Consider the following 24565-nt stretch of genomic DNA (forward strand, 5'->3'; position numbering starts at 1 on the left):
ATGAAATTTTCTCTATCATGGATTGTCGGGTTTGGATCTGAATGTCAGGGGGGTAGAGCTAAAGAACCTCTTTGGAGTGATATTGAACTTCGTCTAAGAGAAGTATGCGGGACGTCTGGCTCTGTTACATTAGAGGCTGTGAATTTTAATGGGTTTGAGCTGTTGAGTTTGCAAGTTATTGCAGATGATGGAAAGTATGCGATGACTTTAGGGGAGGACAATGGCGAGGATTACATTGTTCGGTCTTACATAGGAGGCGAAAATTCAGGGCAGACAGTTTGTATCCTTGGGGATGCTGTAGATGCCTCAGGAGTTTGTACGGATTTTGAAATTGTGGTTGATATTTTTAGGCGGTTTTTTGAAGGGGGTCAGGTTTCTTTTAACCTAATGGCTTAATCCTTTGGTGCAAAAGCGACAGGCGAAGCTGCTACTCAGATCCCAGGCCGAGTACAGTCGCGTGTAAACATTGCCAATGGCCGCACGGAAACGACCCCTCTTCGTGATAACGGCAATCCCGTATCTGCGGGTTTCGATCATGTTATAGATGGGCATTTCAATAGAGAAATCTCCACCTCGCGCTCCGTGTTTACCATTGCTCCAGATGAGCTGAAAGGCATCCTACAGAGCAGTTCTGTTGTAAAGTCCCCGGTTATAGCGCTGCCAGATGGCCAATTCGTAAGAACAGTTGATGTGGGTCGGGCTATTGGTACTACTACATTGAAGGATGGCGGCATTCCCACGTCTGTGATAAAGGTATTCACCGATAAAGCAGGGAATTTAATTACAACCTTCCCGGTTAAGGTGGGCAACTGATGCATACTCTACCCTTAAAAATATGGCATGAATTCCAGTCGGTAGTGGAAACTCTAAGTGACGAAACACCTTCGAGGCAAGTTCTTGAAGTAATACTATTTTGGATGAGAAGTAACCGTAAGTATCTTACCGGTGAGCCGTTTTCGGTCTATGGGTTCGATAGCCTTGCAAAAATAGATGAGAGGGAGATTCCAGTTGAATACTCTTCCTTTAAGGTAAGTGATTTAATTAATTTCAAGAGTATTGTTTTGAAACGTCAGGCTCGAGATGTAGATTCGATTGCGAGATTCTTACGCGATACGATTGAGGAGCTGGCAACTGTCGAAGTTGATGAGCAATGCCCCAGATGTGAGTCTGAGGGAATGCGCGCGTTTATAGGTAAGTACAATGGATTGCTGGCTTATCAGTGTAATGTCTGTGGGTACTCCAATTATTCAGATGGATCTAGGGTTGAGAACGGTGGATTAGAGTTTGCGAGTGAGAGGCAGTTGCGAGAGCTTGGCCTGATTTAATGGTGCAAAAGAATCCGCGCCTTCGAAAACGGCGGTTCAAGAACTTGAGGTCGACGCCTATAAAAACCTTAAGGCAAGAGAGGTTGTTGGAGATGGTCTAGAACACGACCATATCCCTTCATTTGCTGCGTTGCGCACAGCAAAGGAAGCAGAGTTGGGCCGCCCCCTCACTGAGTTGGAGACCAAGACTCTCTACCAAAACTCTACTGCTGTAGAGGTTCCACGAGATGTACATATTGCAGGTCCGACGTATGGCGGGAAAAATACTCCTGCTCAGATTCAGCAAGATGCTGCGGATCTGTGCGGTGCAGTTTGTCGTGACACAGAAGCTTTGCGGGCAAATCTGAACAGTAGAGGTTATGATTCTAAGTTAGTAGATGAAACTGTTCAAAAAATAGTGGAAAGAAATCGCAATACGGGGGTTATTAAATAATGAACACTTGGTCGGATTTTGTTCGGGCTCTTGGTCAAGATGAAAGCGGGGGAATAGTCACCGACTTATGTCGAAGAGTCGGAGAGTTGCCAGCCGTTTCGGAAACCCCGGATAACTATAATGACCCGGAAGGTAAGACAAGATTCTATAAGTTTATTAAATCTGGCATAGAGATTGGGTTTCGTTCGGGAAAATTAAATCACATTCATTTTTTGGTGCAGCCTCACGAAGGTTATTCGGCATATAAGGAAGATGTGCTTGGTCGTATAGCTCAAGCATGGCGTGTTGAAGATGTTATTGCAGAGCTAGGCTCGCCTAGCAAAGAGGCGCCAGGTAGAGTCGATATGTTAATCGGCTATGTACAGCAGTGGCTGAAGTATGAGTTTAAGACGTACGCTCTACGCATGGAATTTTCGGAAGATGGACGCTTGTGGAAAGCGACGCTAATATCAAATTGATCGCTTTAAGCGTAGCAATGGATTAGATGTTTGTGTGATTTTTAGATGGTGCAAAAGCTACTGCTACCAGTGCTGCCGAAGGTGCTACGCCTTGAGTTTCTATCGATCCCCCGGACGGAAGTTTTTCGATTTCAGATTGGACAGGCTATCCAGCGGGCGTCCCCGTACCGCAAAGGCCATTCAGATTACTGGAGGGGACGGAGTACAATGTGCCGCTATCTACTGAGTAAAAAGGAAGAGTATTGTTTGAGTTCTAAATGGTTTTTATCAATATGAGTGGCATGAGGTTTAAATATAGTGAGTCTGATGGCTTAAGTGTTTTCAAAAATGCTCGTTTTAGAAACGCTATAAGAAAAAAGCTAGGAGGAGATTATAAGGCTTTTCCTAAGGCCCGGTTTTCAGAAAACTCTACAGATGTGTTTGGTGGGGCAGTTGTTAAAGTGTGGTATGACGCTAATGACGAGGTAAAAGGTGTTCAGCTTTACCATCCTGAGGCTGAGTTTTATTATTTCGGAAAACAATTGCTCGGCAGCAATGTTGAGGAGTTAGAGCTTTTTTTTTCTAGCATAGGTCAGTCGTTGATTTTTGATGACGATGGAACAGGGTTTAATGCTGAAAATAATGCAATAAGGTTTTACGTTCCGGATCTTGATGAGTTCCAAAAAAAAGCTAGAGTCGAGTGTGTGTATATCGATATTGCTAAAGCTTAATCTTGCTGTGAAGCGTGAGCTGATTAAGCTTGATCTGATTGGGCGTCTGACTAATGAGTATCTGGGTTCTGTGCGCGGGATCGAAGCGTCCTTGCTTAATTTAAGTATATTGCCGGTGTCACACTGCGCGGCAATTCAATGTCACTTCCCTGCCAGATACCGGCAAGGCACAAGGTAAGGAATTCGACCTCAGCGCGACCGTTGTAGTGGGCTTTGGCGGCAGCGTCAGCGGCTCGGTCGGGTACGGTCAGACCAACGGCTCCAAGAACTGGATCGAGGAACAGACCCGCATCACGGCCAAAGACAAGGTCGACATCCGCACCGAGAACCACACCCAGCTCGACGGCGCATTGATCGCTTCCGATAGCGGCAATCTCAAGCTGGACACCAACACGCTGGGCTACAGCGACATCGCGGGCAAGGACAAGGAGCACGGTTACTACCTGAACGTCGGGGGTTCGTACGGCACTGGCAGCAGCACTACGCAGGACTCAAGTCAGGTAGGCAAGGGCGACAACCAGAAAAACGGCTGGAGCGTCGAGGGCTGGAACTACAACAAGGATCGTGAGCAGATCGTCCGGGGCACGGTCGGTGCGGGCGATGTGGTGGTGCGCAGTGACACGGCGGGCAAGGACTCTGCCGCTGGGTTGAATCGTGATGTCGACAAGGCATACGAGATCACGCGTGATGACGAGCACCGGACTGATGTGTATGTGACGAAGAGTTCGTTGGATGCGGTTGCCAGCCCGAAAGAGACACTTGATCAATGGCAAAAAAACGCCACGCTTTATGGAGAAAACAGTCGAAACACAATAGACAAACTGGTCGACATGCTTGTGGTCACCGCGTTACTGCCGTTAGGGGCTGTTACAGGTAACGCGACAGAACTAGCACAACGCCAAGTCGCTCGTACCGAACTGATGCAACAACTCAACAGCCTGGATGAAGACAAAAGGTCGGCGGGCATCAGGACAGTTCTAAACCGGGTTGCTGACAAAAATCTGGGCTCCAATGCGGAAGCGCTCGTCGCACGTATTGCCGAACTGGGTGAGGAGCACCCGGATCAAGCGATGCAGGCGATGGTTTTGTTGACCACGCTGAATAAACCAAATGGTGGTGCATCGAGTTTTGTTCCAGTAGTGGCGCTGGGTGCTGGCGCAATTGTGGCCCTGAGTGCTGCGTTGTCTACCACAGCAGCGACGCCGGAAGGTCAGGATAGACTGAGAGCGGCAGCCAATGCCGTCGCACTCTCTGTAGCTCAATCAGGCCAGTCAGCCGAACAGCAGGTCAGCACCTCCATAGAGATATGGAAATTTCTGTTCAGTACGACATTCCCGGTACATCTGCTGGACGGCGAAAACACCAGGCTGGTGAATCCTATCGTTCAGGCCCAGGGTGCGAATCCGTCCAGCGGCGGGTATGCTGCTGGAGCGACGCCTGCTGGTGTGGGTTCGACGGGTGGCAGTCAGATTGCTGATCAGACGCCTGTTGATTATTCGAGGCCTGTGGTTGAGCTTCCGGCGCCGGGGGTGATGAATCAGGGTGTAGAGGATGGTGAAAAAGATATAAGTAGCGTCGCCGATAAAATACTGTCCGCCAATCGTATAGGCAGCGGTTTAAAGGATGATATGTCACACATTGCAGCTAGCTACCTTACAAAGGAGCAGCTTGCTGCAGGTACAGTATTCACGCTAACAGGTAATGACGGGGTCGAGAGGACCTTGTTGCAAGCTTCGGGTGGTCTTAATGGGAAGTCAGGTATATATGAATACATTCTTGATCCTACAGGTAATGTGACTCATCAGAGATTTATTGAAAATGGGTTGATAAATGGTATCCCAAATCAACGTCCGTCTAAGGTGAAGTAATATGTATTTTCCTACGGTTCCGAACACTTATATCTGTAATTGCATTTGTTTAAATTGGCTAGATGCGCTCTGGGGTTATGAGCGAAAGCTAGTGGGCTGGAGCTTTGTTGTTGAACTAGCCAATTTTAAAGTGTCTAATGGGTCGGATAAACCGTTGGAGTTGGATCTGGTTTTTCTGGGTGAATTTGATATTCAAGAAATTGAAAAAAACATGTACCTTCTCGCCGGGCAGGAAAATGAATTGCTTGGTTTGAGTTCGCAAAAAAAATGGCTGTTCATTGCTCTTAAATGGCTGTTCGAAAATAAGGATAGTATTGCCGATCCTCTTGGGGTGGTTGAGTTAATTTACGAAGAATTTGATTTTCCTTTTGAGATAGAGGGGTTTGTTCGCTATATGCCCTCTCGCGTTGGGTATAAGCCTGAAGAGCACACTGATGAGCAGAACTTAGAAAGGATTTTTTCCAATTGGCAACACTATTTAGAAAGTATGGGTGGCATTTGAAATTAAAGTCATGAAGGTGCAAAAGAGGGCTGGAACTACAACAAGGATCGTGAACAGATCGTCCGGGGCACCGTGGGCGCAGGCGATGTGGTGGTGCGCAGTGATACGGCGGGTAAGGACTCAGCAGCGGGCTTGAATCGTGATGTCGACAAGGCATACGAGATCACGCGTGATGACGAGCACCGGACTGATTTGTATGTGACGAAGAGTTCGTTGGATGCGGTTGCCAGCCCGAAAGAGACACTTGATCAATGGCAAAAAAACGCCGCGCTTTATGGAGAAAACAGTCGAAACACAATAGACAAACTGGTCGACATGCTTGTGGTCACCGCGTTACTGCCGTTAGGGGCTGTTACAGGTAACGCGACAGAACTAGCACAACGCCAAGTCGCTCGTACCGAACTGATGCAACAACTCAACAGCCTGGATGAAGACAAAAGGTCGGCGGGCATCAGGACAGTTCTAAACCGGGTTGCTGACAAAAATCTGGGCTCCAATGCGGAAGCGCTCGTCGCACGTATTGCCGAACTGGGTGAGGAGCACCCGGATCAAGCGATGCAGGCGATGGTTTTGTTGACCACGCTGAATAAACCAAATGATGGTGCATCGAGTTTTGTTCCAGTAGTGGCGCTGGGTGCCGGCGCAATTGTGGCCCTGAGTGCTGCGTTGTCTACCACAGCAGCGACGCCGGAAGGTCAGGATAGATTGAGAGCGGCAGCCAATGCCGTCGCACTCTCTGTAGCTCAATCAGGCCAGTCAGCCGAACAGCAGGTCAGCACCTCCATAGAGATATGGAAATTTCTGTTCAGTACGACATTCCCGGTACATCTGCTGGACGGCGAAAACACCAGGCTGGTGAATCCTATCGTTCAGGCCCAGGGTGCGAATCCGTCCAGTGGCGGGTATGCTGCTGGAGCGACGCCTGCTGGTGTGGGTTCGACGGGTGGCAGTCAGATTGCTGATCAGACGCCTGTTGATTATTCGAGGCCTGTGGTTGAGCTTCCTGCGCCGGGGGTGATGAATCAGGAAATAGTAGATAAGTGGAGCCGAGAACCTAAAAGCCTCCAAGATGAAATGGCGCTAGAAGCAGCTAAAGCTGGCGCTGGGGATGTGATTATACGTAACTTAGGCGACGAAGCGTTCAAGGGTATGGACAAAATTGAATACAAAGTTAAGTCTGCCGATGGTAAGGACTCAGTTGTTCATTATGTTAGAAATCCAAAAACTGGGACTTTGATGGATTTTAAATTTAAAAAGCATAGCATTGACTGAAGGTGAATGGTTTGAAAGTGATATGTAAGATAAATGATTTGAAAGATATATCTGATGAAGTTGTTTTGGGCGTTTTGAAAGATAAAATATTCAGACCAGATGGTAAGATCGATATTAGCTTAGGTAGTGAGTATGTTGTTTATGGTATTGAGTTTTGGGAGAATAGCCCTTGGTACTATTTGTGTGTTGACGTTGATGATGAGTATCCAAAGCCGTACGCGGCTGACTTGTTTTTTGTAAGCAATAATAAGCTGTCTACTCACTGGCAACTTGGCTTCTGTACTAACTATAATGGTTCGCAGGTGGCGTCCCTAGTGTTTGAGGAATGGGCGGTGGATCGCCGTTTCTATGAGCGGTTAATTGATGGTGGAGAAATAGAGGTTGGAGTTTTTAAAAAGTATAAGTCACTCATGGATGATGAGGCTAAATGATTTATGGCTGATCTCAGTCGAAACTTTTTGAAAGTTTTTTCTGGGGCTTATAGCTAGTGGCAGAGGCTAATGCGTGTATGAAAGAGCCTTGTTCAGAATTTTTAAAACTGCCCGCTGATCAGAGCGGACTTTTCGACCTGATTGCACCTCTGCTATGAGCCTCCTTATCGGCGGTGCTCTGCTACCCGTCTAGAATGCAGTCCCGGCATAGGGTATTCCTAATATCACTGCTGGTTCTTCGACTTCAGGTAGCTCAGCCGCCCAGAACGCCCGAGTGGTACGGGCCCTCAGGTCAACAAGATCGGTCAGGTGGTAAATGGGACTTAGGGTAACCTGCTCAGTGCAGTCAATCAGGCTCCAATAGTTACCCAGTAAGGCGTGACTGCCGCCGTTACCCAAGCCGTCGTAAATGCTCAAGACGTTCCGGTCATTGCCGCTGTTCGCGATCCTGTCGCTACTCAGGGCGGGCTAGTCATTTCTTCAGTCAGCAATTCTTTGGTTACTCAGAGTGTCTCGGTAACGCCAGCTGTTTGTAATCCTATTTCTGTAACTGCAACTCGATGGTTACGCAGAATAGCCCTGTTATCGGCTCCAGCACTCAGTGGATCAAGTCATTGCAATCACGCCGGTCGCTGCCGCAGCAGCACAAACCGTTACCCGAGTGGAAGGCCTGCCAAGCAGCAATTTCGTCTCCAAACCGCAAAAATACCTGATCGAAACCAACCCGGTCCTCACTGAACTCAAGCAGTTCATGAGTTCGGATTACCTGCTCGCAGGCCTGGGCTACGACCCCGAAGTCAGTGCCAAGCGCCTGGGCGATGGCTTGTATGAGCAACGCCTCGTCCAGCAAGCAGTCGTGGCCCGCACCGGTCAGGCGTTCATCGATGGACAAACCTCCAACGAGGCGCAGTTCAAGTACCTGATGAACAACGCAATCGCCAGCAAGCAGCAGCTGAATCTGGCGGTCGGCGTATCGCTGAACTCACAACAAGTCGCAGCGCTGACCCATGACATCGTCTGGCTCGAAGAGCATGAAGTGAATGGCGAAAAAGTGCTGGTGCCGGTGCTGTATATGGCTCAGGCCGACAATCGCCTTGGCCCGACCGGTGCATTGATTGCCGGTAACGACGTCTCGCTGATCGCGGGGCAAAACCTCGACAACGTCGGCACCTTGCGAGCGGCCAATAACCTGTCGGCTGCTGCTGGAAATGATCTGGTCAACAGCGGCCTGATAGAAGCTGGCAACCGTCTGGACCTGCTGGCGGGTAACGACCTGGTCAACAAGTCCGGGGGCATTATCGCCGGACGTGATGTGACATTGACCGCCCTGCGCGGCGATGTCATCAACGAACGCACGGTGACCAGCCATCAGAGCGCTGCGGATGATGCGACCTGGCGTCAGGACTTCGCTGACAGCGCGGCACGTATCGAAGCGGCCAACGACATGTCCCTGCAAGCCGGTCGTGATGTGAAAAACACCGGCAGCGTATTGCAGGCTGGTCGTGATTTGAGCATCTCTGCGGGCCGTGACGTCGCTATCGACTCGGCCCAGACCGAGAACGGCCAGACACGCGGAGTGAACTCCAGTAATTCCAGCATTACGCAACTGGGCTCCACAGTCAGCGCCGGGCGCGACCTGACGGCCCAGGCCGGCCGCGACATCAACGTGATCGCCAGCAGCATCGACGCCAAGCGCGACATCGCGATGGCCGCGACGGAAAACCTGACCCTGTCCTCGGCGGCTGATGAACAGCATTCTTACGGCAAGAGCAAGAAGGTGACCGAGCAGGAAGATCATGTCAGCCAGGTGTCTGCGGACCTGAAAGCGGGCGGCAGTGTGGCTTTGCAGGCAGGGCAGAATCTGGCCGTGATCTCCAGCCGTATTACCGCTGGGAAAGAGGCGTATCTGGTTGCGGGTGAGAATCTGGACATTCTTGCTGCGCAGGACAGTGATTATTCGCTGTACGACATGAAGAAAAAAGGCAGCTTCGGCGCGAAGAAAACCCAGCGTGACGAAGTGACCGATGTGAAAAACGTCGGTAGCGAAATTACTACCGGTGGCGACCTGTTGCTGTCGAGCGGCGGCGATCAGAAGTATCAGGCTGCGAAGCTGAAGAGCGGTAAGGACCTGACGATTGAAAGTGGTGGTGCGGTTACGTTTGAGGGCGTGAAGGACCTGCATCAGGAGAGTCACGAGAAGAGTGACAACAACGCCTTTTGGGTTTCCTCCAAAGGTAAAGGTAATACCGACGAGACCTTACGCCAGAGCGAACTGGTTGCCGCCGGTGAAGTAACCATTAAAGCCGTCAATGGACTGCAGATCGATATCAAGCAGGTTGATCAGCAAACGGTTACCCAGAGCATCGATGCAATGGTCAAGGCCGATCCACAACTGGCCTGGCTCAAGGATGCTGAAAAACGCGGTGACGTGGACTGGCGGCAAGTGAAGGAGATTCACGACTCCTTCAAGTACAGCAACTCGGGTCTTGGTCCAGCCTCGCAAATTATCATCGCGATTATCATGGCTGCTGTTGTGGGGCCTATGGCAATGGGCGCGGTAGGTGCATCCACAGGGGCAGCAGTAACGGCAGGTACTATGGGTGCCAACACTGCAGCGTTCCTCTCTGCGGGCGCAGGTGCTGTTGCAGCGGGTGCCGCTACCAACGCAACGGTCAGCGTTATTAATAACCGTGGGAACCTTGGGGCGGTATTTAAAGATGTAACTTCTTCCGATTCCATAAAAGGGTATGTCATCTCGGGAGTGACGGCGGGTCTGACGGCTGCGTACTTTGATGGTTGGACGGGTACTCATAGTGATCCGAACACCGGCAAGATTGTTGGAGCCAAGCTCTCGACTTGGGAAGGCGTGGGTCAGTTTGCTGGTAATCAGGTTCTGCAGAACGGGACGTCAGCGCTGCTGAGTAGTGCTCTTGGCAACGGCGGCAGTGGCAGTGATGCACTCAAGACTGCGTTGTTCAATACCTTGGCGGCAGCGAGTTTCAATGCAGTGGGTGACTATACCTACGGCAATTTTGCGGAAGGTACACCTCCCAAGGTCATCATTCACGCGATGGTGGGAGGTCTGCTATCAAATGCCACTGGCGGAGATTTCAGAACGGGAGCGTTGGCTGCAGGAGCTAACGAAGCTTTGGTTGGACACCTGAATAGTCTGGTCAACGGTAATAAAAACCTTCTGACCATGAGTTCTCAGATAGTCGGCGCTCTGGCTGCGGCCACTCAGAAAGACGCTGATGCCAGCTCGATTGAGAAGGGTAGTTGGGTAGCCAGGAACGCTACGCAATACAACAAGGGGTTACATGAACCGGCTGCGATGGAGCTTGAAAAAGCGCGTAATGAAAATCCGGATCGTGCCGAAAGGTTAGATGCCGCTGCGTGCGCCTTGGTCCATTGCAGCGCCTCTGTACCTACTTCGGATAAAAACTACGAAGGACTGAAAGCTCTGGAAGCCAAGGGAGCTGGCTATACCCGTGAGCTGGCTGATCTCAAGGCAACAGGTCAGTTTGACTACGGCTACATTGACAGCGCTGACGACTTTATCACTCGGCATGATGAGGCGGTTACGCGAACCGGTGCTGTCATTGATACCAGCGTGAACACCTACATTGGAGGGACTTCAGCGGTAGGAGCCGTCATAACCCTGCCAGGATGTGCTTCTATCATAGGCTGTCTGGCTCCTGCGGCCCTTGGCGGTCTTGCAACCTTGTCGTTTAACAACGCAGCAGAGTCTGCTGGCGCTATCACTCAGCCTTATGTTTCAACCGAGGGACAACGGGTACTCAGCTCGTTCAACCCGGCGAGCAAAACGCCAGATGAAAGTGCGCTGGCGGCGATGACCATCAACGCTGCTGCTTCGGTCGCAGAGGCGATTATTTTGCGAGGAGCTGGTAAACTTGTTCTGGATGCTTTCGGGGCAGGTGCAAAAGCAATTCCAAATGGCACAGTTGATCTCAATGCACAGGCGTCACTATCTGTAAGCAAAGTTAATTCCCCGATTGATTTTGATGGTCATATACTGAGTGCTGAAGTAAAACCAAATGGGAATGTTGTTGGTGGGCACTCAACAGTGACGGGGGATGTTCAAGTGATCCCTGGGACAGCTTCGATACCGAATGCGCAAGGTGTTTATAGCGCTAGGATTCAGGTGGCAGATCCAGCCAATCCAGGGCAGTTCTTGCCCAAGACGAATAATGGAGGCATTTCTACACTATTTCCCGATTCTTGGACCGCAGATCGAATAAAAGTTGAAGTGGATGGAGCCTTCCAAAATAGAACAGTTGTCGGAAATAAATGGACTGGAACAACCCCTAGCGGTGTCCAGGTAGAGGGATATATAAGCCCGAAAACTACCGTATATCCAAAGCTTTAGGTGTATAAAATGAAATTGCATTTTTCATGGGAAGAGTCAGCAGGAGCTCTTTCGCCGGTTTGTAGTTCAAACATGATCAACAGAGATGGCGTTAGCCCGCTAGCGTGCCTATTAACTGATGATGGCGGTCAATTATTTTTAGACACCGTGCCGTGGTTGGATGAGGGGCTGGACAGAACAAGATCAGTTAAGGAGGCTAAGGTTGATTTTGTAGACTGGAGTCGCGATGCCTGGGGGGCTGAATTGACTAAAGAATATGTAAAAATTTATTCGCTCCATGATGAAAGTTACTACGAACTAATTACTATCGACTCATTTGAAGCAGCACTATCAGCGTGGTTGGATTTTATTAAGCTGAAACCGGCGGTGGGAGTAATTCAGGAGGTTGAAGTTTAAATTTCCATTTGGCAGGGGGAGTTGGTGCAAAAGGAACTGCTAATGCCGCATTGAAGCTTGGCGAAACCCAAGCTATTAATGATGTAAGCATGACTAGTGTCGGGAGATGGATGTCTCCTGATGAACTGGCATAGATGCAAAGTAGTAAAAAAATTGTTCAGGGAGGCGGCGGGCAAATCTTTATCTGAACTAACGGTGCCGCTGATTTTAAAGGGGCTGCGTCTAAAGGTTTCGTCTATGTCGAGTTTGATGTTCCAAGTAGTGGATTGTTGCAGGGTGGTAAGGAAGGCTGGTATAAAATGATTGGTCTGGACGCAAGTAAATCCCAGCAATATTTTCTTAATAAACAGGGTGGGGAACATCTCCCTGAGGTAAAAAATATTACTGTGCTAGATAGTAAGTGAGAGGGGTTATGGATGCTTTTCAGTTTAATAAAGAAGTTAAGTCTCTATTGAAAGGCTACGCCGTAGAGTATTCAGCATTCGCCAGCGGGGATTTTGGGAACCTTGAGCGGATAGGGCTGGAAGGCTTTAACACGCTGGCGACCGTAGAATTTTGGTCTGAAGGCTGAATAGGTATTGATATATATGACTGTGCTTGTGATGAGCAGGTCATGAATATTTTGCTTTCTCCAGAGGAAAAAGATCTTGTCCCTAAAGCATTTGAAAAGCTTCTGGATATATTAAATCGAAATAGTTAATAAGTATCTCCGGAAACTCAGGGTGCTTGTTTATCTGTAGATCCCAGCCTCGATTTGACACCGGCCCTGCGCCGGTGTTGTTTTATCTGCTTACTGCAAAACTTCCCTTCCTTTGCTGCGCGCTTTATTCGTGGCCTGAGCGATCAGGGCATCAAGCATCTGCGCAACGAATTTCTGTATCTGGCACAGGCCGACAATCGCCTTGGCCCGACCGGGGCATTGATTGCGGGTAACGACGTCTCACTGATCGCAGGCCAGAACCTCGACAACGTCGGTAGCTTGCACGCCGCCAACAACCTCTCGGCAGTCGCAGGCAACAAAAAACCTGATCAACACCGGCCTGATAGAAGCCGGCAACCGGCTCGATCTGCTCGCGGGCAATAACCTGATCAACACCGCTGGCGGCATCATCAAAGGTCGCGATGTTTCACTGACCGCGATCAACGGCGACGTGATCAACGAACGCAGCGTCACCTCGATGGACAACAGTGCACGCGGTCAGCGCCACAACGAGTTCGCCGACAGCGCCGCGCGCATCGAAGCCGCCAACGACATGAGCCTCTCGGCAGGCCGCCACGTCATCAACAAAGGCAGCGTGCTGGAAAGCGGTCGTGACATGACCATCCAGGCCGGACGCGATGTCACCATCGCCCCGACCGAAGTCACCAACAGCCTGTTCTCGGACAGCAAACACAACAGCAGCGACATCACCCAACTGGGCTCCACCGCCAGTTCCGGGCGCGACCTGACCGTTCAGGCCGGACGCGACATTGCCATCATCGCCAGCCAGATCGACGCCAAACGCGACATCACCATGGCGGCGACCGAAAACCTCACCATCAGCTCTGCGGCGGACGAAGAACATTCCCTGTCCAAAAGCAAAAAACTGACCCGTCAGGAAGACCACGTCAGCCAGGTTTCTTCTGATCTTGATGCCGGTGGGAGTGTTGCCTTGCAGGCTGGCCAGAACCTCGCCGTGATCTCTAGCCGCATTACGGCGGGTAAAGAGGCGTACCTGGTTGCCGGTGAAAACCTCGACATCTTGGCTGCGCAGGACAGTGATTATTCGCTGTATGACAAAAAGAAGAGGGGGAGTTTTGGGGCTAAAAACTTCAAGCGCGATGAAGTGACCGACACGCGCAATATCAGCAGTGAAATCACGACTGGCGGTAACCTGACGCTGGCAAGTGGCGGCGACCAGCATTATCAGGTTGCCAAACTGAACAGTGGCAATGACCTGTTGATCAACAGTGGCGGCGCAATCGATTTCGAGGGCGTGAAAGACCTCCACGACGAAAGCCACACCAAGAACAAAAGCAGTGCAGCGTGGTTCTCGACAAAAGGCAAAGGGACAACCGACGAGACCTTTCGCCAGAGCGAACTGGTGGCCAAAGGCGAAGTTGCCATTCAGGCCGTCAACGGTCTGCGCATTGATGTGAAACAGGTCAATCAGCAAAGTGTAAGCCAGAGCATCGACGCAATGGTCAAGGCCGATCCGCAACTGGCCTGGATCAAGGATGCCGAGAAACGAGGGGACATCGACTGGCGTCAGGTCAAGGAAATCCACGAAAGCTTCAAGTACGACAACTCGGGCCTTGGGCCTGCTGCGCAGATTGTTGTCGCCATCCTGATGGCGGCGGTGATGGGCCCAGCAGGCTTTGGTTTAAGCGCTGGTATTGGCGGCGCTGTAGCAACCAGCGTTGCGACGACGGCGGTGACGAGCACGATCAACAACAAGGGTGATCTTGGCGCTGTTTTCAAAGACGTGACGTCTTCCAGCGCCATCAAGGGATACGCCATGGCGGGCGTCATGGCAGGTTTCGTACCGACCATCAACCCGAAAAATCTGGGCTTGGACCTTGCGAGTGTTCAGACCGTTGCGACTAAGGTGATCACCGAATCTGTGATCAAGACCGCGATCATGGGCGGGAGTTTCAAGGATAACCTTGGCTCTTCCATCGTCAGTACGGGAATCGCTACGGGTGGCGCCATTGCCGCAGGCAAGATCGGTGATTTCACTCTGTTCGATGAGGGCAAACTCACCAAAGTCGGCATGCATGCCGTGCTTGGCGGGTTGATGTCCGAGGCAATGGGCGGCGATTTCCGAACGGGTGCCTTGGCCGCTGGTGCGAATGAAATGGTTGTCGATTATCTGGCGCAGAGGATGCTGCCAAGTGATTTAGGCAAAAACTCCCAAGCGTATCAGGGAGGTGTCAGCAAGCTGATGACTGCCTCGGAGTTGATCGGTGCTCTGACTGCTGCCGCAACGGGTGGGGACGCATCGGCAGCAGCGGCGGTGACGGCTAACAGTACGCAGTACAACTACCTTGCCCATAACCAGTTGAAAGAGGCAGCCGAAAAGTTAAGGAAATGTGCCCCTGCCGAGTGCGATTCGATTGTGGCCGCTTACAAAAAAGTAAGCGAGGATCAAACGATTGAAGCGATCATCAATTGCAGGTTCGACGTTTCCCTGTGTAAACCGTCCTCAAGGGATGTTGCTAACACGGTAGCCGATCTTTCGAGTGTCTACGATGCTTTGGGTGATGGTTCTAAGTACGCCAAGGACTCGCTGCAGATCCTGATCAATGAGAACCTAGAGTTTCAGGAGACCTTGGCAGTTGCGACGACCGGTGCTAGCGCGCAGGCCGTGGCAGAAACACTCCAGGCCAAGCTCAAGCTCACGCCCGAAGAAACTGTTGAGTTGGCGGAGGCCATTGGGGGAGGATTAGCAGCCGCTGCTGGGGGGGGGTTGCATTCCGCAAGGTGCTTGCGAAAGCGTCAAAGCGGCTTGAAAAAAGCGGTGAAGCACTGGTAGATAGACAGATTGATGCAGGTTCAAAAGCTTTAGATGATAATGTCGTAGTGCGCAGCGATGATGATTTCTCTTCGCAGATCGGGAGTAACGGTAAACCGAAGGCGCACATAAATGAAGATGGCGAATTGGTGCCTCCAAATCAAGATGGTACTGGTAGTATTCAAACACATGTACGTGGCGGAGGGTCTGAAAATTCCCCCTATATTTCTGTGACCGATCCGCGGGTTGCTTCCGATCCTAAGGGCTATGGTTCGAATAAAATCGAAATCGATGTCGATCGTCTGCAAAAAGACATCGATTCCGGTCTATTGCCTGATACGAGGTTTTTGACAAATCGTGAAGTTGTAGCTGAGTTGCAAGCTAGAGTAAATGCGGCGCGTGAAAAATATATCATTAACCCTTCGCCAAAAAATCAAACTTCTTTATCTAGGGCAGAGTCTGATCTGGGTAATACTGTTCGCGATGGTGAGTGTCTGATCAAAGGTTGCGTTCCAGCCACTTATATAAAATATATCGATAAGTAGGTGTTTATTATGGACCATAAAACAAATTTTTTGCTTAGCAATATTCCGGAAGGCGCAGATTATGCTGCTGATGCAGGTGACTTGGATTTAGAAGATATTCCACAAGAAAGAATGGAGGCAGTAATTGATCTACTTCGTAACACAGATGATGAAGTAGTAAAATTTTTGGCTGCGAAGTTGCTGGCCAGTTGGGGGGTTTTTGAGGGGTTTAGTGTATTGAAGGAATTTGTCGAGAAAAAGTCTGCTATTATAACTAATATATATCCTCATAGATTGCATGGGTACGATGATACTTTTCGTCAGGTTCTTATGGCTGTGGTTATGTTTTATGCCAATATGGCTGGTGCGGGGAAAAAAGACGTAGCAAGAGCGGAGGTTTATCCCCTGCTGTCCAAAATAATAGAGTTGGCAGCTAGCAATCCTTTCGAGATCACTGATGTGTTATCATTTATAAAGCGTGAGCAGTATTTTGAATATCTCCCTCTTATTAAGGGTTATCTCATGTCGATAATTGATAAGCCAGAAGTTCATCGATGGAAGATATATGACGCGATCGAGTTTCTTGTGGGGTTTGATTCCCAGTTTGTTGTGTCTCTTTTGGAAGAGAGGAGAAAAAGTATTGAAGACTTTAAACCTTCCATACCGGGTTGAGCGTCTTGAGAGTTTGTAGTGGTCTAATGATTTCGGACACTCATTTAGGCGAGAATATCGCCAGACAGGGGGCTGATGACCAAACAACGCCGTACCTATTCCACTGAATTCAAACGTGACGCCGCAGGCCTCGTGCTCGATCAAGGCTATAGCCATATCGAAGCATTCCGCTTGCTTGGGGTGGTCGAGTCTACGCTGCGTCGCTGGGTGAGCCAGCTCCAGCAGAAGCGTAACGTTGTAACGCCTCAGAGCAAGCATTGAGTCCAGAGCAGCAGGAAATCCAGGAGCTCGAAGTTCGTATCGCCCGTCTTGAGCGGGAGAAATCAATTTTAAAAATCTATGGTCACCCCCTTTTTTGCAATGCTGATTCATGGGCGAAGTAGTTGGCTTGCTTAAATCTATCCGGCGTCTATTGGATGATTCACACGCGCCATGATGAGAGTCGCGCCTAACGATCCTGAAAAGGCGACCGGCTTCTTGCTGAGCCAATTTTTAAAACAGGTTCTTCGTCAGGCTGATAGGCCGTTTACGTCATCCACTATTCAGCTATCGCAAAACCTGAAAGGTAAATCGTGGTACAGCAACAACTGCCGAATCAGGCGCTCAGGCGCCTGGCCCTGCTTCGTACTGCGTATGGTGCGCGGCTATCGCCCAAGCGATTCGCGCCAGCTTGTTAGCCAAGGCACGGGCCACAACATTGGAGTGGCGTCGACTCAGCAATGAACGAACCCAGTCGGCCAAGGCTCCTTTCTGGTGATCGAGTCTCTGCATGTAGACCCTGGAACATTGCACGAGCAACTGTCGAAGGTGCTTGTCGCCGCGTTTACTGATCCCCAGTAAGTTGGCCTTGCCGCCGGTGCTGTATTGCTTGGGTACCAATCCCACTGATGCGGCAAAGCCCCGGCTGCATCGATACTGCTTACCATCGCCCATCGCCCATCGCCCATCTCCACAGCTAGCAGGCTAGCGGTGATCGGGCCTACACATGGAATGCTCAGCAAACGGCTACCCAGATCATCATCGGCCACTTGGCATGCCAGCTCTTTATCCATTGCCTTGATTTGCTCATCCAGATAGATGAGGTGATTGTGCAAACGCTGCAGCAGCACCGTCAGACGAACGGGAAGTTCATGCTCAGCCAAAACAACCGCCAGACGCTTCATGATGGCCAAACCCTTAGCCCTCGCAGGGTGTGGGGGTGACCATTTCATTAGGCTACCGCGTTCTTGATGTCGGAAGAACACGAGCCATGCGCTTATCGATCGTAAGCGCCTCATGAACCACACACTCCAAACCAGCCATTGAAGCTTGATGCTGTGCTCCCGATTCTTTTCAGAAGTCAGCACTTCATGATGCGACGCGACACCAAAGTCGAAAAAGTCTGCCTCTACCCCAAGTCAGTGGACTTCCGAAAGTCATCGACGGCCTTGCTGCGCTGGTTGAGCTGAACAACAGCGCGAAAACTCACACAATGGCCTTAGCGTGAGCATTGATGACGACCACGGTAGCACCAAGGATGCCGTCAGCGGCGCAGGGAAGTATGACTATGCCACAAGCAAAGGTTCACACGCTCAAATTAGCAGACAGCACGTCGCAGTTCCTGTCCGGCCGACGGGCAATGAGACATTTGGCAACGGCAAGCAGCGCACCAGTCAGCAAGTGGTCGAGACGACCAACCGCGCCTCGACGCTTGAAGCTGGAAATGATCTGAACATACTCAGACCAGTCCCGTCACAAAAATAAAAAAACCAGCATTCAACTCGCCGCCGCGGCGCAAGCCAGCGCCATTACGCCAGCTGTTTTTGCGGCAGTACAACCCGTCATCAGAGTGCAGGGCCTGCCCAGCAGTTCGTTCGCTTCCAAACCGCAAAAATGCCTGATTGAAACCGACCCAGTGCTCACCCAGCTCAAGCAGTTCATGAGTTCGGATTACCTGCTCGCAGGCCTGGGCTACGACCCCGAAGTCAGTGCCAAGCGCTTGGGCGATGGCTTGTATGAGCAACGCCTCGTCCAGCAAGCAGTCGTGGCCCGCACCGGTCAGGCGTTCATCGATGGACAAACCTCCAACGAGGCCCAGTTCAAGTACCTGGATCCGGCTCAAGGCTTGAGCGTGCGGGGGATAAATTACTGGCGCAATCCGACCAGCAGGCGGGTGGGTTGATATTTGACGTCGCCAGTGGTTTGATCACTGCAGAGATTGGTGGGTTTGCGGTCAAGTGGGTTGGAGGGAAGTGGGTTCAGTTTGGCAGTGGTGCAAAAGCTACCGTGGAGGTGCCAGCAAACCAGCCTGTTTCAAGACCACCGTATCCTGTGTCGCAGGCAGATGGTGATTTTGGTTACTTAAGTCAACCAAGGCCGAGTAAGCCAGCAGCTTTTTTTGATCCACAGGCTTCAGCCAAAACTTTTATCGATAACGGAAGGATTAGTATTTCGGATTTAGAGCAATTTGTACCGCCCCGTACTCCAAATAGCTTCCAGTCTTCTGCTACGATTGCAGCTGGTAGTAAGTTTCAGTATAGAATCAATGGTCAGAATATCGAAGTGAAATGGCATGCGCCTGATGCAAGCGCTGCTGAAAGATTTCCTGGTTCTAATTCGGGCTCTGGATGGACGGCACAGATTAAAATAAGAGGTAAATTGCTGGGGTAAGATGGTTTGCTGTATAGAAAACCCTCCAGTTCTACACATATACCAGTGGGTTTCTAGGTATGAAAAAAATTGCTTACTACGCTGCGCTGCCAGAGACTATGACTAATAGCGACCTTGATTCTGAATTTAGAGAGTTGTTAGAAGGCTTTGAGTCTGGCGTTGTAGATAGGTCTGATTTTGTAAGGTCTTTATTAGGGCTAAGTGATAGGCAATGGCATGCTTATAGCGTTATAGAGGTTGGGCTTAGTGGGCGAGTCGAACGATGTTGATATCATTATGGGATTGCTATGATCTAAATATGGGTGAAGATGCGATTAATATTATGGTGAGATTAGGGTTTGAGGAAGTAAGTAAGTTTCTTGGCTTGCTTTCACCATAATGTGTGTCATTGGAGGTTTTTAATGAGGTTTCACTTGCTCTATCTGAGCTAGGTGCTTCGGTTTCAGATCCATGCAGTGGCATGCGTTAGAGGGTCGTAAGCGATGAAGAAAGCTACTGCTAGTGTTGGCTGAGTCCCGTCAAGTGTAAGCATTGCCAACGATTGTATTGAAGCGCCCATACGAAGAGGTGGATGCCCTTGCCAAGAAGTTGGTTGGGAATCGTGCAAGTTATGATCCACTGGCATGCCGTGGCGGGTTGCAAGACAAGCATCAGGCCTTGAACGATAGCAAAGCCGGTTCGGTACGGTATGGTTAAGGCCCTTGGAGAGAACACGTGTAGTGATTAATGCTCGGCTGCCGAAAGCGGCTCTGCTAAGCTAGGCTCGCTTCTAAAATCTTTCGCTTTTAATGGCGAACGAAAGGATATAGTTACTCGCTTCTAAAGACCTTAATTACAACGAAGAGCGAGTGGCTGGCCATGTTCGCTGCAGTCATTTTGGAGCAAGTCAGATTTTGCGGTAGGGGGTCTTACTAGCGGCATTCGCGGCAATGGGGAAAGCATCGATATGCTTTCAGATGCTGGACTTATTAAGTAATGTATTTTATGAGATATAAGTTCGCTGATGGATAGGTTTTGATAACGTGTATCTTCGAGCTAAGAGTATAATTGATTTTCTTATCTATTCTAAAATAATTCTACCTTGCTTCTGTTTTAAAAGCTGTCACCCGAGCAAAACCCCCACTCCGGACACCCCCGTCCCAAATCATCCGAACCCCACTCCGCAATCCCCACTCCGCAATAAACTAAACTACCCAGCGGCACCCGCTCGCTAGTCGGGCCTGAGGAAGTCGTTAGCCTTATCCTTATCGTTCTAAACGCCTGCCAACACTCAGTTCAAAACATAACGAAGTTAACTATTCGCACGAGCGCATAAGGATAAGGCTTGGATGACAATGACTCCAGTGGATGGATCGGCTACCTTCGATGTTAACAACCTGTTCAGAAAACCCAGGATCTGTTTTGACTGGGAGGACCTGCGTTACTTCGTGATGTTTTCCACGGTCAGTTCCCTGAGTGGTGCTGCAAGGATACTGGGTGTGGAGCACGCCACTGTTTCGCGCCGTATCGCTTCGCTGGAAAGGTCTCTCAATGTAAAGCTTGTCGACCGTCGCAAGCGTTTGTATGAACTGACTGATGAGGGACGACGTGTGGCGGCGATCGGGCGACAGATCGAGGCGCAGACCCAGGCTGTTGGTCGTCTCGCGGTTGCGGCTCAGGTGGTGCAGGGTGTGGAGGTGACCATCAGTGCGCCGCCGTCGGTGGCGGTCGAGAAGCTGGTGCCACAATTGGGGGCGTTTCGGGCGATGCATCCCGGCATTATGTTGCGCTTGTTGGGCGATCACCAGTATTCGTCGTTATCCAGTTGCCAGTCTGACCTGTGTATACGGTTTTCCAAACCTGTTGAAAGCGGCATTGTCGCGCGGCGTATTGGCACGGCTTCCTTTTCATTTTATTGCGCACGTTTTTATCTGGAGCAACGCCCTCCGCAGCAGTATGAGTTTATTGCTTATGACAATGAACTGATGAGTGACAGTCAGAACGGTTGGCTGAGGGATATCGTCGGTGATCGACCCTTTGTGCTGGAGGCCAAAACGGTGGAGTTGCAAATTCGTGCTGCGGAAACCGGTGTGGGCATCGCGTTACTGCCCAGTTTTGCCGTAGAGGACAATGATCGTCTTTGCCGGGTGGAGTTGTCGGCTCCGCTGGAAGTCGATGTCTGGCTCGGCGTGCATGAAGACCTGCGCGCGGTGGCGTCCATCCAGGCTGCCATGAATTATGTGGAAAGCTGTTATCGCTAGCCAGGCCTGAGTTCGCGCTGGTCATGTTGACGGTAAACAGTCTTGTGGTGAAAAAATTCCCATCCCCTCATCAAATATCGACAGTTTACAAGTTCGGCTGTTTTGACGAGGATCAATGTCGAGTGGAGCAGTTCATGACTCGAAACTCCGAGACGTTAAGGTGTCGGCTCGGCAAGGTTTGTTAGATGGCGCGCTGTTGGATAATTATAAAAACTCATGCAGTGGCAAGATCATCTCAAGCACCCTGGTGACACCCTAAGGACAGCCGGAGATTCTCATGGCCGACGTAAAAATTCTCGACGTTACCTTGCGTGACGGTGGTTATCGGAACAACTTCAACTTCACAGAAGATCAGGCGCAGATAGTGGTCGCTGGCTTGGCCAGTGCGGGTGTCGACCTCTGCGAAATTGGTTATTGCAAAGGATCCTTCGCCCCGAAAGGCGAGCACGGTCTGACCAGTGATGTAGGCGCAGGCTTCATTGAAAAGATTGCGCAGACGGCCAACGGCCGTATCGAACTGGCCGTCATGGTTCACCCCAGAAACATCGCCACGGATGACTTCGCCATGCTCAAGGAGCAGGGCGTTTCGATGATCCGCGTCTGTTTGAGGCGCGATCAACTGGATGAGGGGCTTGTGACCTTGTCGCTGGCTCGCGATCACGGCTTCAGTGTCAGCGCCAATGTGACGCATGTCACCTCGCAGACGCCAGGCAGCGTGCTTGATACGGCAGTGCGCGCGGAGGGTGCCGGCGCAGATATCGTTTGCTGTGCGGATTCCAATGGCCACATGTTGCCAGCCGATGTAGACCGACTGTTCAGTCGTCTCTCAAGCCGGCTGTTGGTGCCGCTGGGCTTTCACGCGCATAACAATCTGTCGTTGGCGCTGGCCAATGCAGCGGCCGCCATAGAAGCCGGCGCTGAATACATCGACACGTCCATATGCGGCATGGGCAAAGGGGCCGGCAATCTTCACCTGAGTATGCTGGTTGCCTACCTGGAGCGTACGGGCGTCAGTCATGGTTATGACCTGGTAAAACTGATGGAACTGTCGGAAGCCACGGCCCGCGCGGTACCGCACAACAATATGCCTAGCCCGCTGATGGATATCATTCTGGGCACTTACAACTTTCCCTATGACAGCAGTCAACGCGTGCGAGACACCCTCGAGCGCTTTCAACTGACCTCCGAGTACCGAGCGATCGAGGTGATGCATCAGCAGGACAAGGTGGCGCGTTTTGCGCCGCGAGCGGTGTTGTCGACCATCGCTACCGGCTTGCCGAATGGCCTCAAGGGAGTCGCGCTATGACCACTCAAGCGCTCAGAAAGCGCATCTGTGTCTTGCCCGGTGACGGGATCGGCATTGAGGTCATGGAGGCGGCACTGCCGGTAATCGCGGCGTTGAACCTGCCGTTCGATCTGATTGCGGCGGACATCGGTTGGGAATGCTGGAGGGCCGAGGGGGAAACCGTTCCGGCCCGGACCTGGGAGATTATGGCCAGTTGCGACGCGACATTGCTTGGCGCAATCACCAGCAAACCTCTGGCAGAGGCCGAAGCAGAGTTGCCACTGGCGCTTCAGGGCCAGAACCGCCGCTATGTCAGCCCGGTCATTCAGCTCAGGCAGAATCTTGACCTGTACGCCAATGTCCGCCCGGTCACTGACATGACCGGCGAAAACAGATTTCGCTTTGTCGTGATCAGGGAAAACACCGAAGGGCTTTATGCGGGGCTGGACTTCGGTTGTATCCCGGATGCACTGGTGCCGCTGCTCGAAGAGCGGGAAGCCCTCGGCGCGGCGTGGCAGCGAGAAGGGCAGGATGATGCGACGGTGACGTTGCGCCTGCAGACGCGAAGTGGCCTGACGCGTATTTTCGAATACGCCTTCGAGTACGCCCGCAAGAACCATTTCACGCGGGTCACGTTTGTCGACAAACCCATGGTCCTGCGGCACAGCAGCGCCTTCGCGCGGGGCATCTTCGAAGCAACAGCTCAGCGTTATCCGGACGTGACCGGGGTCATCGAAAACGTCGACGCGGTTGCCCTGTGGATGGTGCAGCGTCCCGAGCGCTTCGGGGTGATCGTTGCCGAGAACATGTTCGGCGATATTCTTTCCGATCTCGGCGCCGGAGTCATGGGAGGCCTGGGGTTTGCGCCCAGTGGCAACTTCGGCAATTCAGGGGCTTATTTCGAACCGGTGCACGGCAGCGCGCCTGCCCATGCGGGGTTGAACAAGGCCAACCCCGGCGCGATGTTCATGGCCATCGCGCTGATGCTGGAGCATTTGGGGTTCCCGGCCGAGTCGGCGTGTATCAGCCAGGCCGTCAGCCTGGTTTCTCGCACATCCACACGCACATATGACCTCGGCGGTTCCCATACCACGGCTCAGGTGGGCGAAGCGATCGTTCAACAGTGCATCGAGTTGCAGTCCCGCACGTTCGGGTATGGCAACGAACAGGTTTCAGCACAGGGAGAACGTCATGTCAGCGCACTTTGAAGCTGTACCCATTGCGCAAGCCGTGCTGGAGGCATGTGAACATCTCGACACTGCGTCCCTGTCTGACGCTCTGGACAGCCTGGGGGTCGACGGCGGGCTTTCGGGTATTGCCTCGCAAGTACCTGGCACTCGTTGCGTAGGCATCGCATTTACCGTGCAGTACGAGCCGGTCGATGTCTCTGCGCTATTCAAGGGGGCTGCCAACTATATCGATCATGTACCGGCCGGTGCGGTGATTGTTTCCTCAAACAACGGACGCCAGGACTGCACGGTATGGGGCGACATCATGACCCACTTCGCGTTGGCCAATGGTATCAAGGGCACTGTGATCGATGGCGTGGCACGCGATATCGATACGGTCATCGAGTGCCGTTACCCATTGTTCAGTCGCGGGCGTTTCATGCAGTCGGCAAAGAACCGCGCTCAACTCCAGGCTGTACAAGTGCCTCTGCTCATCGATGGCGTAACAGTCCGGCCCGGCGACCTTCTGGTGTGTGATGGCAGCGGGTGCGTTGTGATTCCCCAGCAACTGGCCGCCGAGGTCGTACGCCGTGCCCAGGCGGTCGAGCAGACAGAACGCCGCATCATCGAAGCCATATCGGCTGGCTGGACGCTGGAAAAAGCCCGCAGCACCTATCGCTACGACCAGCCCTGGCTGACTGACGCTGAAAAAATCAGCGTCGCGATGCCTTCGCAGGCGTGAACTGATCT

General features: G+C 51.5%; 21 protein-coding genes and 3 pseudogenes. 23 read left to right on the forward strand and 1 reads right to left on the reverse strand.

The window, feature by feature from the left end; all coding sequences use genetic code 11:
* The 16 genes and pseudogenes from JOE34_RS16590 to JOE34_RS16670 form a co-directional block, all read left to right on the forward strand.
* Window positions 1-396, forward strand: a complete 396-nt coding sequence (locus JOE34_RS16590) for a hypothetical protein (protein ID WP_069665395.1) — start codon at window positions 1-3, stop codon at window positions 394-396.
* A gap of 416 nt (window positions 397-812) precedes the next feature.
* Complete coding sequence (locus JOE34_RS16595; protein WP_010414779.1) at window positions 813-1325, forward strand: hypothetical protein; 513 nt, start codon at window positions 813-815, stop codon at window positions 1323-1325.
* A gap of 154 nt (window positions 1326-1479) precedes the next feature.
* A complete protein-coding gene (locus JOE34_RS16600) occupies window positions 1480-1758 on the forward strand; it encodes a hypothetical protein (RefSeq protein ID WP_146226175.1) in 279 nt (92 codons plus the stop codon).
* Window positions 1758-2216, forward strand: coding sequence for a hypothetical protein (locus JOE34_RS16605; protein WP_010414776.1), 459 nt, complete (start codon window positions 1758-1760; stop codon window positions 2214-2216). Before JOE34_RS16600 ends, JOE34_RS16605 begins: the two co-directional genes overlap by 1 nt.
* Before the next feature lie 257 nt (window positions 2217-2473).
* Entirely contained in the window at window positions 2474-2926 is a 453-nt protein-coding gene (locus tag JOE34_RS16610) for a hypothetical protein (protein ID WP_245227024.1), read from the forward strand.
* A gap of 206 nt (window positions 2927-3132) precedes the next feature.
* A complete protein-coding gene (locus tag JOE34_RS25900) occupies window positions 3133-4794 on the forward strand; it encodes a hypothetical protein (RefSeq protein ID WP_348635367.1) in 1662 nt (553 codons plus the stop codon).
* 1 nt (window position 4795) lies between these two features.
* The gene (locus tag JOE34_RS16620) at window positions 4796-5296 is read left to right on the forward strand and encodes a DUF2247 family protein (protein ID WP_104652459.1); all 501 of its coding nucleotides are present in this window, start codon (window positions 4796-4798) and stop codon (window positions 5294-5296) included.
* A gap of 132 nt (window positions 5297-5428) precedes the next feature.
* Window positions 5429-6568 (forward strand): hypothetical protein, encoded by a 1140-nt coding sequence (locus JOE34_RS25905; RefSeq protein ID WP_245227026.1) that lies wholly within the window; start codon window positions 5429-5431, stop codon window positions 6566-6568.
* Between the two features lie 17 nt (window positions 6569-6585).
* Window positions 6586-6999, forward strand: a complete 414-nt coding sequence (locus JOE34_RS16635) for a hypothetical protein (protein ID WP_227443074.1) — start codon at window positions 6586-6588, stop codon at window positions 6997-6999.
* 922 nt (window positions 7000-7921) lie between these two features.
* Window positions 7922-11386 carry a DUF637 domain-containing protein gene (locus JOE34_RS16640; RefSeq protein ID WP_245227165.1) on the forward strand — a complete coding sequence of 1155 codons (3465 nt, stop codon included), beginning with the start codon at window positions 7922-7924 and terminating at the stop codon, window positions 11384-11386.
* A gap of 9 nt (window positions 11387-11395) precedes the next feature.
* Window positions 11396-11782 (forward strand): DUF5376 family protein, encoded by a 387-nt coding sequence (locus tag JOE34_RS16645; protein WP_032623183.1) that lies wholly within the window; start codon window positions 11396-11398, stop codon window positions 11780-11782.
* Window positions 11783-12194: 412 nt separating this feature from the next.
* Window positions 12195-12353, forward strand: a complete 159-nt coding sequence (locus tag JOE34_RS16650; RefSeq protein WP_017279623.1) for a hypothetical protein — start codon at window positions 12195-12197, stop codon at window positions 12351-12353.
* A 303-nt stretch (window positions 12354-12656) separates the two neighbouring features.
* A pseudogene (locus tag JOE34_RS16655) lies at window positions 12657-14916 on the forward strand (DUF637 domain-containing protein); the annotation flags it as partial.
* Between the two features lie 329 nt (window positions 14917-15245).
* Window positions 15246-15821 (forward strand): hypothetical protein, encoded by a 576-nt coding sequence (locus JOE34_RS25910; RefSeq protein ID WP_245227028.1) that lies wholly within the window; start codon window positions 15246-15248, stop codon window positions 15819-15821.
* Between the two features lie 9 nt (window positions 15822-15830).
* A complete protein-coding gene (locus JOE34_RS16665) occupies window positions 15831-16472 on the forward strand; it encodes a hypothetical protein (protein WP_010409358.1) in 642 nt (213 codons plus the stop codon).
* 75 nt (window positions 16473-16547) lie between these two features.
* Window positions 16548-16807: pseudogene (locus tag JOE34_RS16670) on the forward strand (transposase); the annotation flags it as partial.
* 268 nt (window positions 16808-17075) lie between these two features.
* Here the strand turns inward: JOE34_RS16670 and JOE34_RS16675 are convergent.
* A pseudogene (locus JOE34_RS16675) lies at window positions 17076-17647 on the reverse strand (IS110 family transposase); the annotation flags it as partial.
* Between the two features lie 307 nt (window positions 17648-17954).
* Between JOE34_RS16675 and JOE34_RS16680 the strand changes: the two are divergent.
* From JOE34_RS16680 to JOE34_RS16710, 7 genes are all read left to right on the forward strand, one after another.
* The gene (locus JOE34_RS16680) at window positions 17955-18215 is read left to right on the forward strand and encodes a hypothetical protein (RefSeq protein WP_080288651.1); all 261 of its coding nucleotides are present in this window, start codon (window positions 17955-17957) and stop codon (window positions 18213-18215) included.
* Between the two features lie 151 nt (window positions 18216-18366).
* On the forward strand, window positions 18367-18633 hold the full coding sequence (locus tag JOE34_RS25915) for a hypothetical protein (RefSeq protein WP_210077449.1): 267 nt from the start codon (window positions 18367-18369) through the stop codon (window positions 18631-18633).
* Complete coding sequence (locus JOE34_RS16690) at window positions 18630-19121, forward strand: hypothetical protein (RefSeq protein ID WP_146052060.1); 492 nt, start codon at window positions 18630-18632, stop codon at window positions 19119-19121. The genes JOE34_RS25915 and JOE34_RS16690 overlap by 4 nt, the downstream gene beginning before the upstream one ends.
* A 1334-nt stretch (window positions 19122-20455) precedes the next feature.
* Window positions 20456-21361: a LysR family transcriptional regulator gene (locus tag JOE34_RS16695; RefSeq protein ID WP_245227167.1), complete on the forward strand. Its 906-nt coding sequence runs from the start codon at window positions 20456-20458 to the stop codon at window positions 21359-21361.
* A 277-nt stretch (window positions 21362-21638) separates the two neighbouring features.
* The gene (locus JOE34_RS16700; protein WP_209996135.1) at window positions 21639-22667 is read left to right on the forward strand and encodes a nucleoid-structuring protein H-NS; all 1029 of its coding nucleotides are present in this window, start codon (window positions 21639-21641) and stop codon (window positions 22665-22667) included.
* The gene (locus JOE34_RS16705; protein WP_209996138.1) at window positions 22664-23854 is read left to right on the forward strand and encodes an isocitrate/isopropylmalate family dehydrogenase; all 1191 of its coding nucleotides are present in this window, start codon (window positions 22664-22666) and stop codon (window positions 23852-23854) included. The genes JOE34_RS16700 and JOE34_RS16705 overlap by 4 nt, the downstream gene beginning before the upstream one ends.
* On the forward strand, window positions 23838-24557 hold the full coding sequence (locus JOE34_RS16710; RefSeq protein WP_209996140.1) for an RraA family protein: 720 nt from the start codon (window positions 23838-23840) through the stop codon (window positions 24555-24557). The genes JOE34_RS16705 and JOE34_RS16710 overlap by 17 nt, the downstream gene beginning before the upstream one ends.
* The last annotated feature ends 8 nt before the right edge of the window (window positions 24558-24565 follow it).

Origin of the sequence: Pseudomonas sp. PvP028 (assembly GCF_017832255.1) — a bacterium.
Taxonomy (GTDB): Bacteria; Pseudomonadota; Gammaproteobacteria; order Pseudomonadales; family Pseudomonadaceae; genus Aquipseudomonas; species Aquipseudomonas syringae.

Excerpts from the sequence above, each read along its gene's own strand:
- JOE34_RS16620 (WP_104652459.1), top strand. The coding sequence starts at position 4,796 with ATGTATTTTCCTACGGTTCCGAACACTTATATCTGTAATTGCATTTGT.
- JOE34_RS16645 (WP_032623183.1), top strand. The coding sequence starts at position 11,396 with ATGAAATTGCATTTTTCATGGGAAGAGTCAGCAGGAGCTCTTTCGCCG.
- JOE34_RS16700 (WP_209996135.1), top strand. The coding sequence starts at position 21,639 with ATGGCCGACGTAAAAATTCTCGACGTTACCTTGCGTGACGGTGGTTAT.
- JOE34_RS16610 (WP_245227024.1), top strand. The coding sequence starts at position 2,474 with ATGGTTTTTATCAATATGAGTGGCATGAGGTTTAAATATAGTGAGTCT.
- JOE34_RS16605 (WP_010414776.1), top strand. The coding sequence starts at position 1,758 with ATGAACACTTGGTCGGATTTTGTTCGGGCTCTTGGTCAAGATGAAAGC.
- JOE34_RS16595 (WP_010414779.1), top strand. The coding sequence starts at position 813 with ATGCATACTCTACCCTTAAAAATATGGCATGAATTCCAGTCGGTAGTG.
- JOE34_RS16590 (WP_069665395.1), top strand. The coding sequence starts at position 1 with ATGAAATTTTCTCTATCATGGATTGTCGGGTTTGGATCTGAATGTCAG.
- JOE34_RS16665 (WP_010409358.1), top strand. The coding sequence starts at position 15,831 with ATGGACCATAAAACAAATTTTTTGCTTAGCAATATTCCGGAAGGCGCA.
- JOE34_RS16710 (WP_209996140.1), top strand. The coding sequence starts at position 23,838 with ATGTCAGCGCACTTTGAAGCTGTACCCATTGCGCAAGCCGTGCTGGAG.
- JOE34_RS16695 (WP_245227167.1), top strand. The coding sequence starts at position 20,456 with ATGACTCCAGTGGATGGATCGGCTACCTTCGATGTTAACAACCTGTTC.
- JOE34_RS16705 (WP_209996138.1), top strand. The coding sequence starts at position 22,664 with ATGACCACTCAAGCGCTCAGAAAGCGCATCTGTGTCTTGCCCGGTGAC.
- JOE34_RS16640 (WP_245227165.1), top strand. The coding sequence starts at position 7,922 with ATGAACAACGCAATCGCCAGCAAGCAGCAGCTGAATCTGGCGGTCGGC.
- JOE34_RS16650 (WP_017279623.1), top strand. The coding sequence starts at position 12,195 with ATGGATGCTTTTCAGTTTAATAAAGAAGTTAAGTCTCTATTGAAAGGC.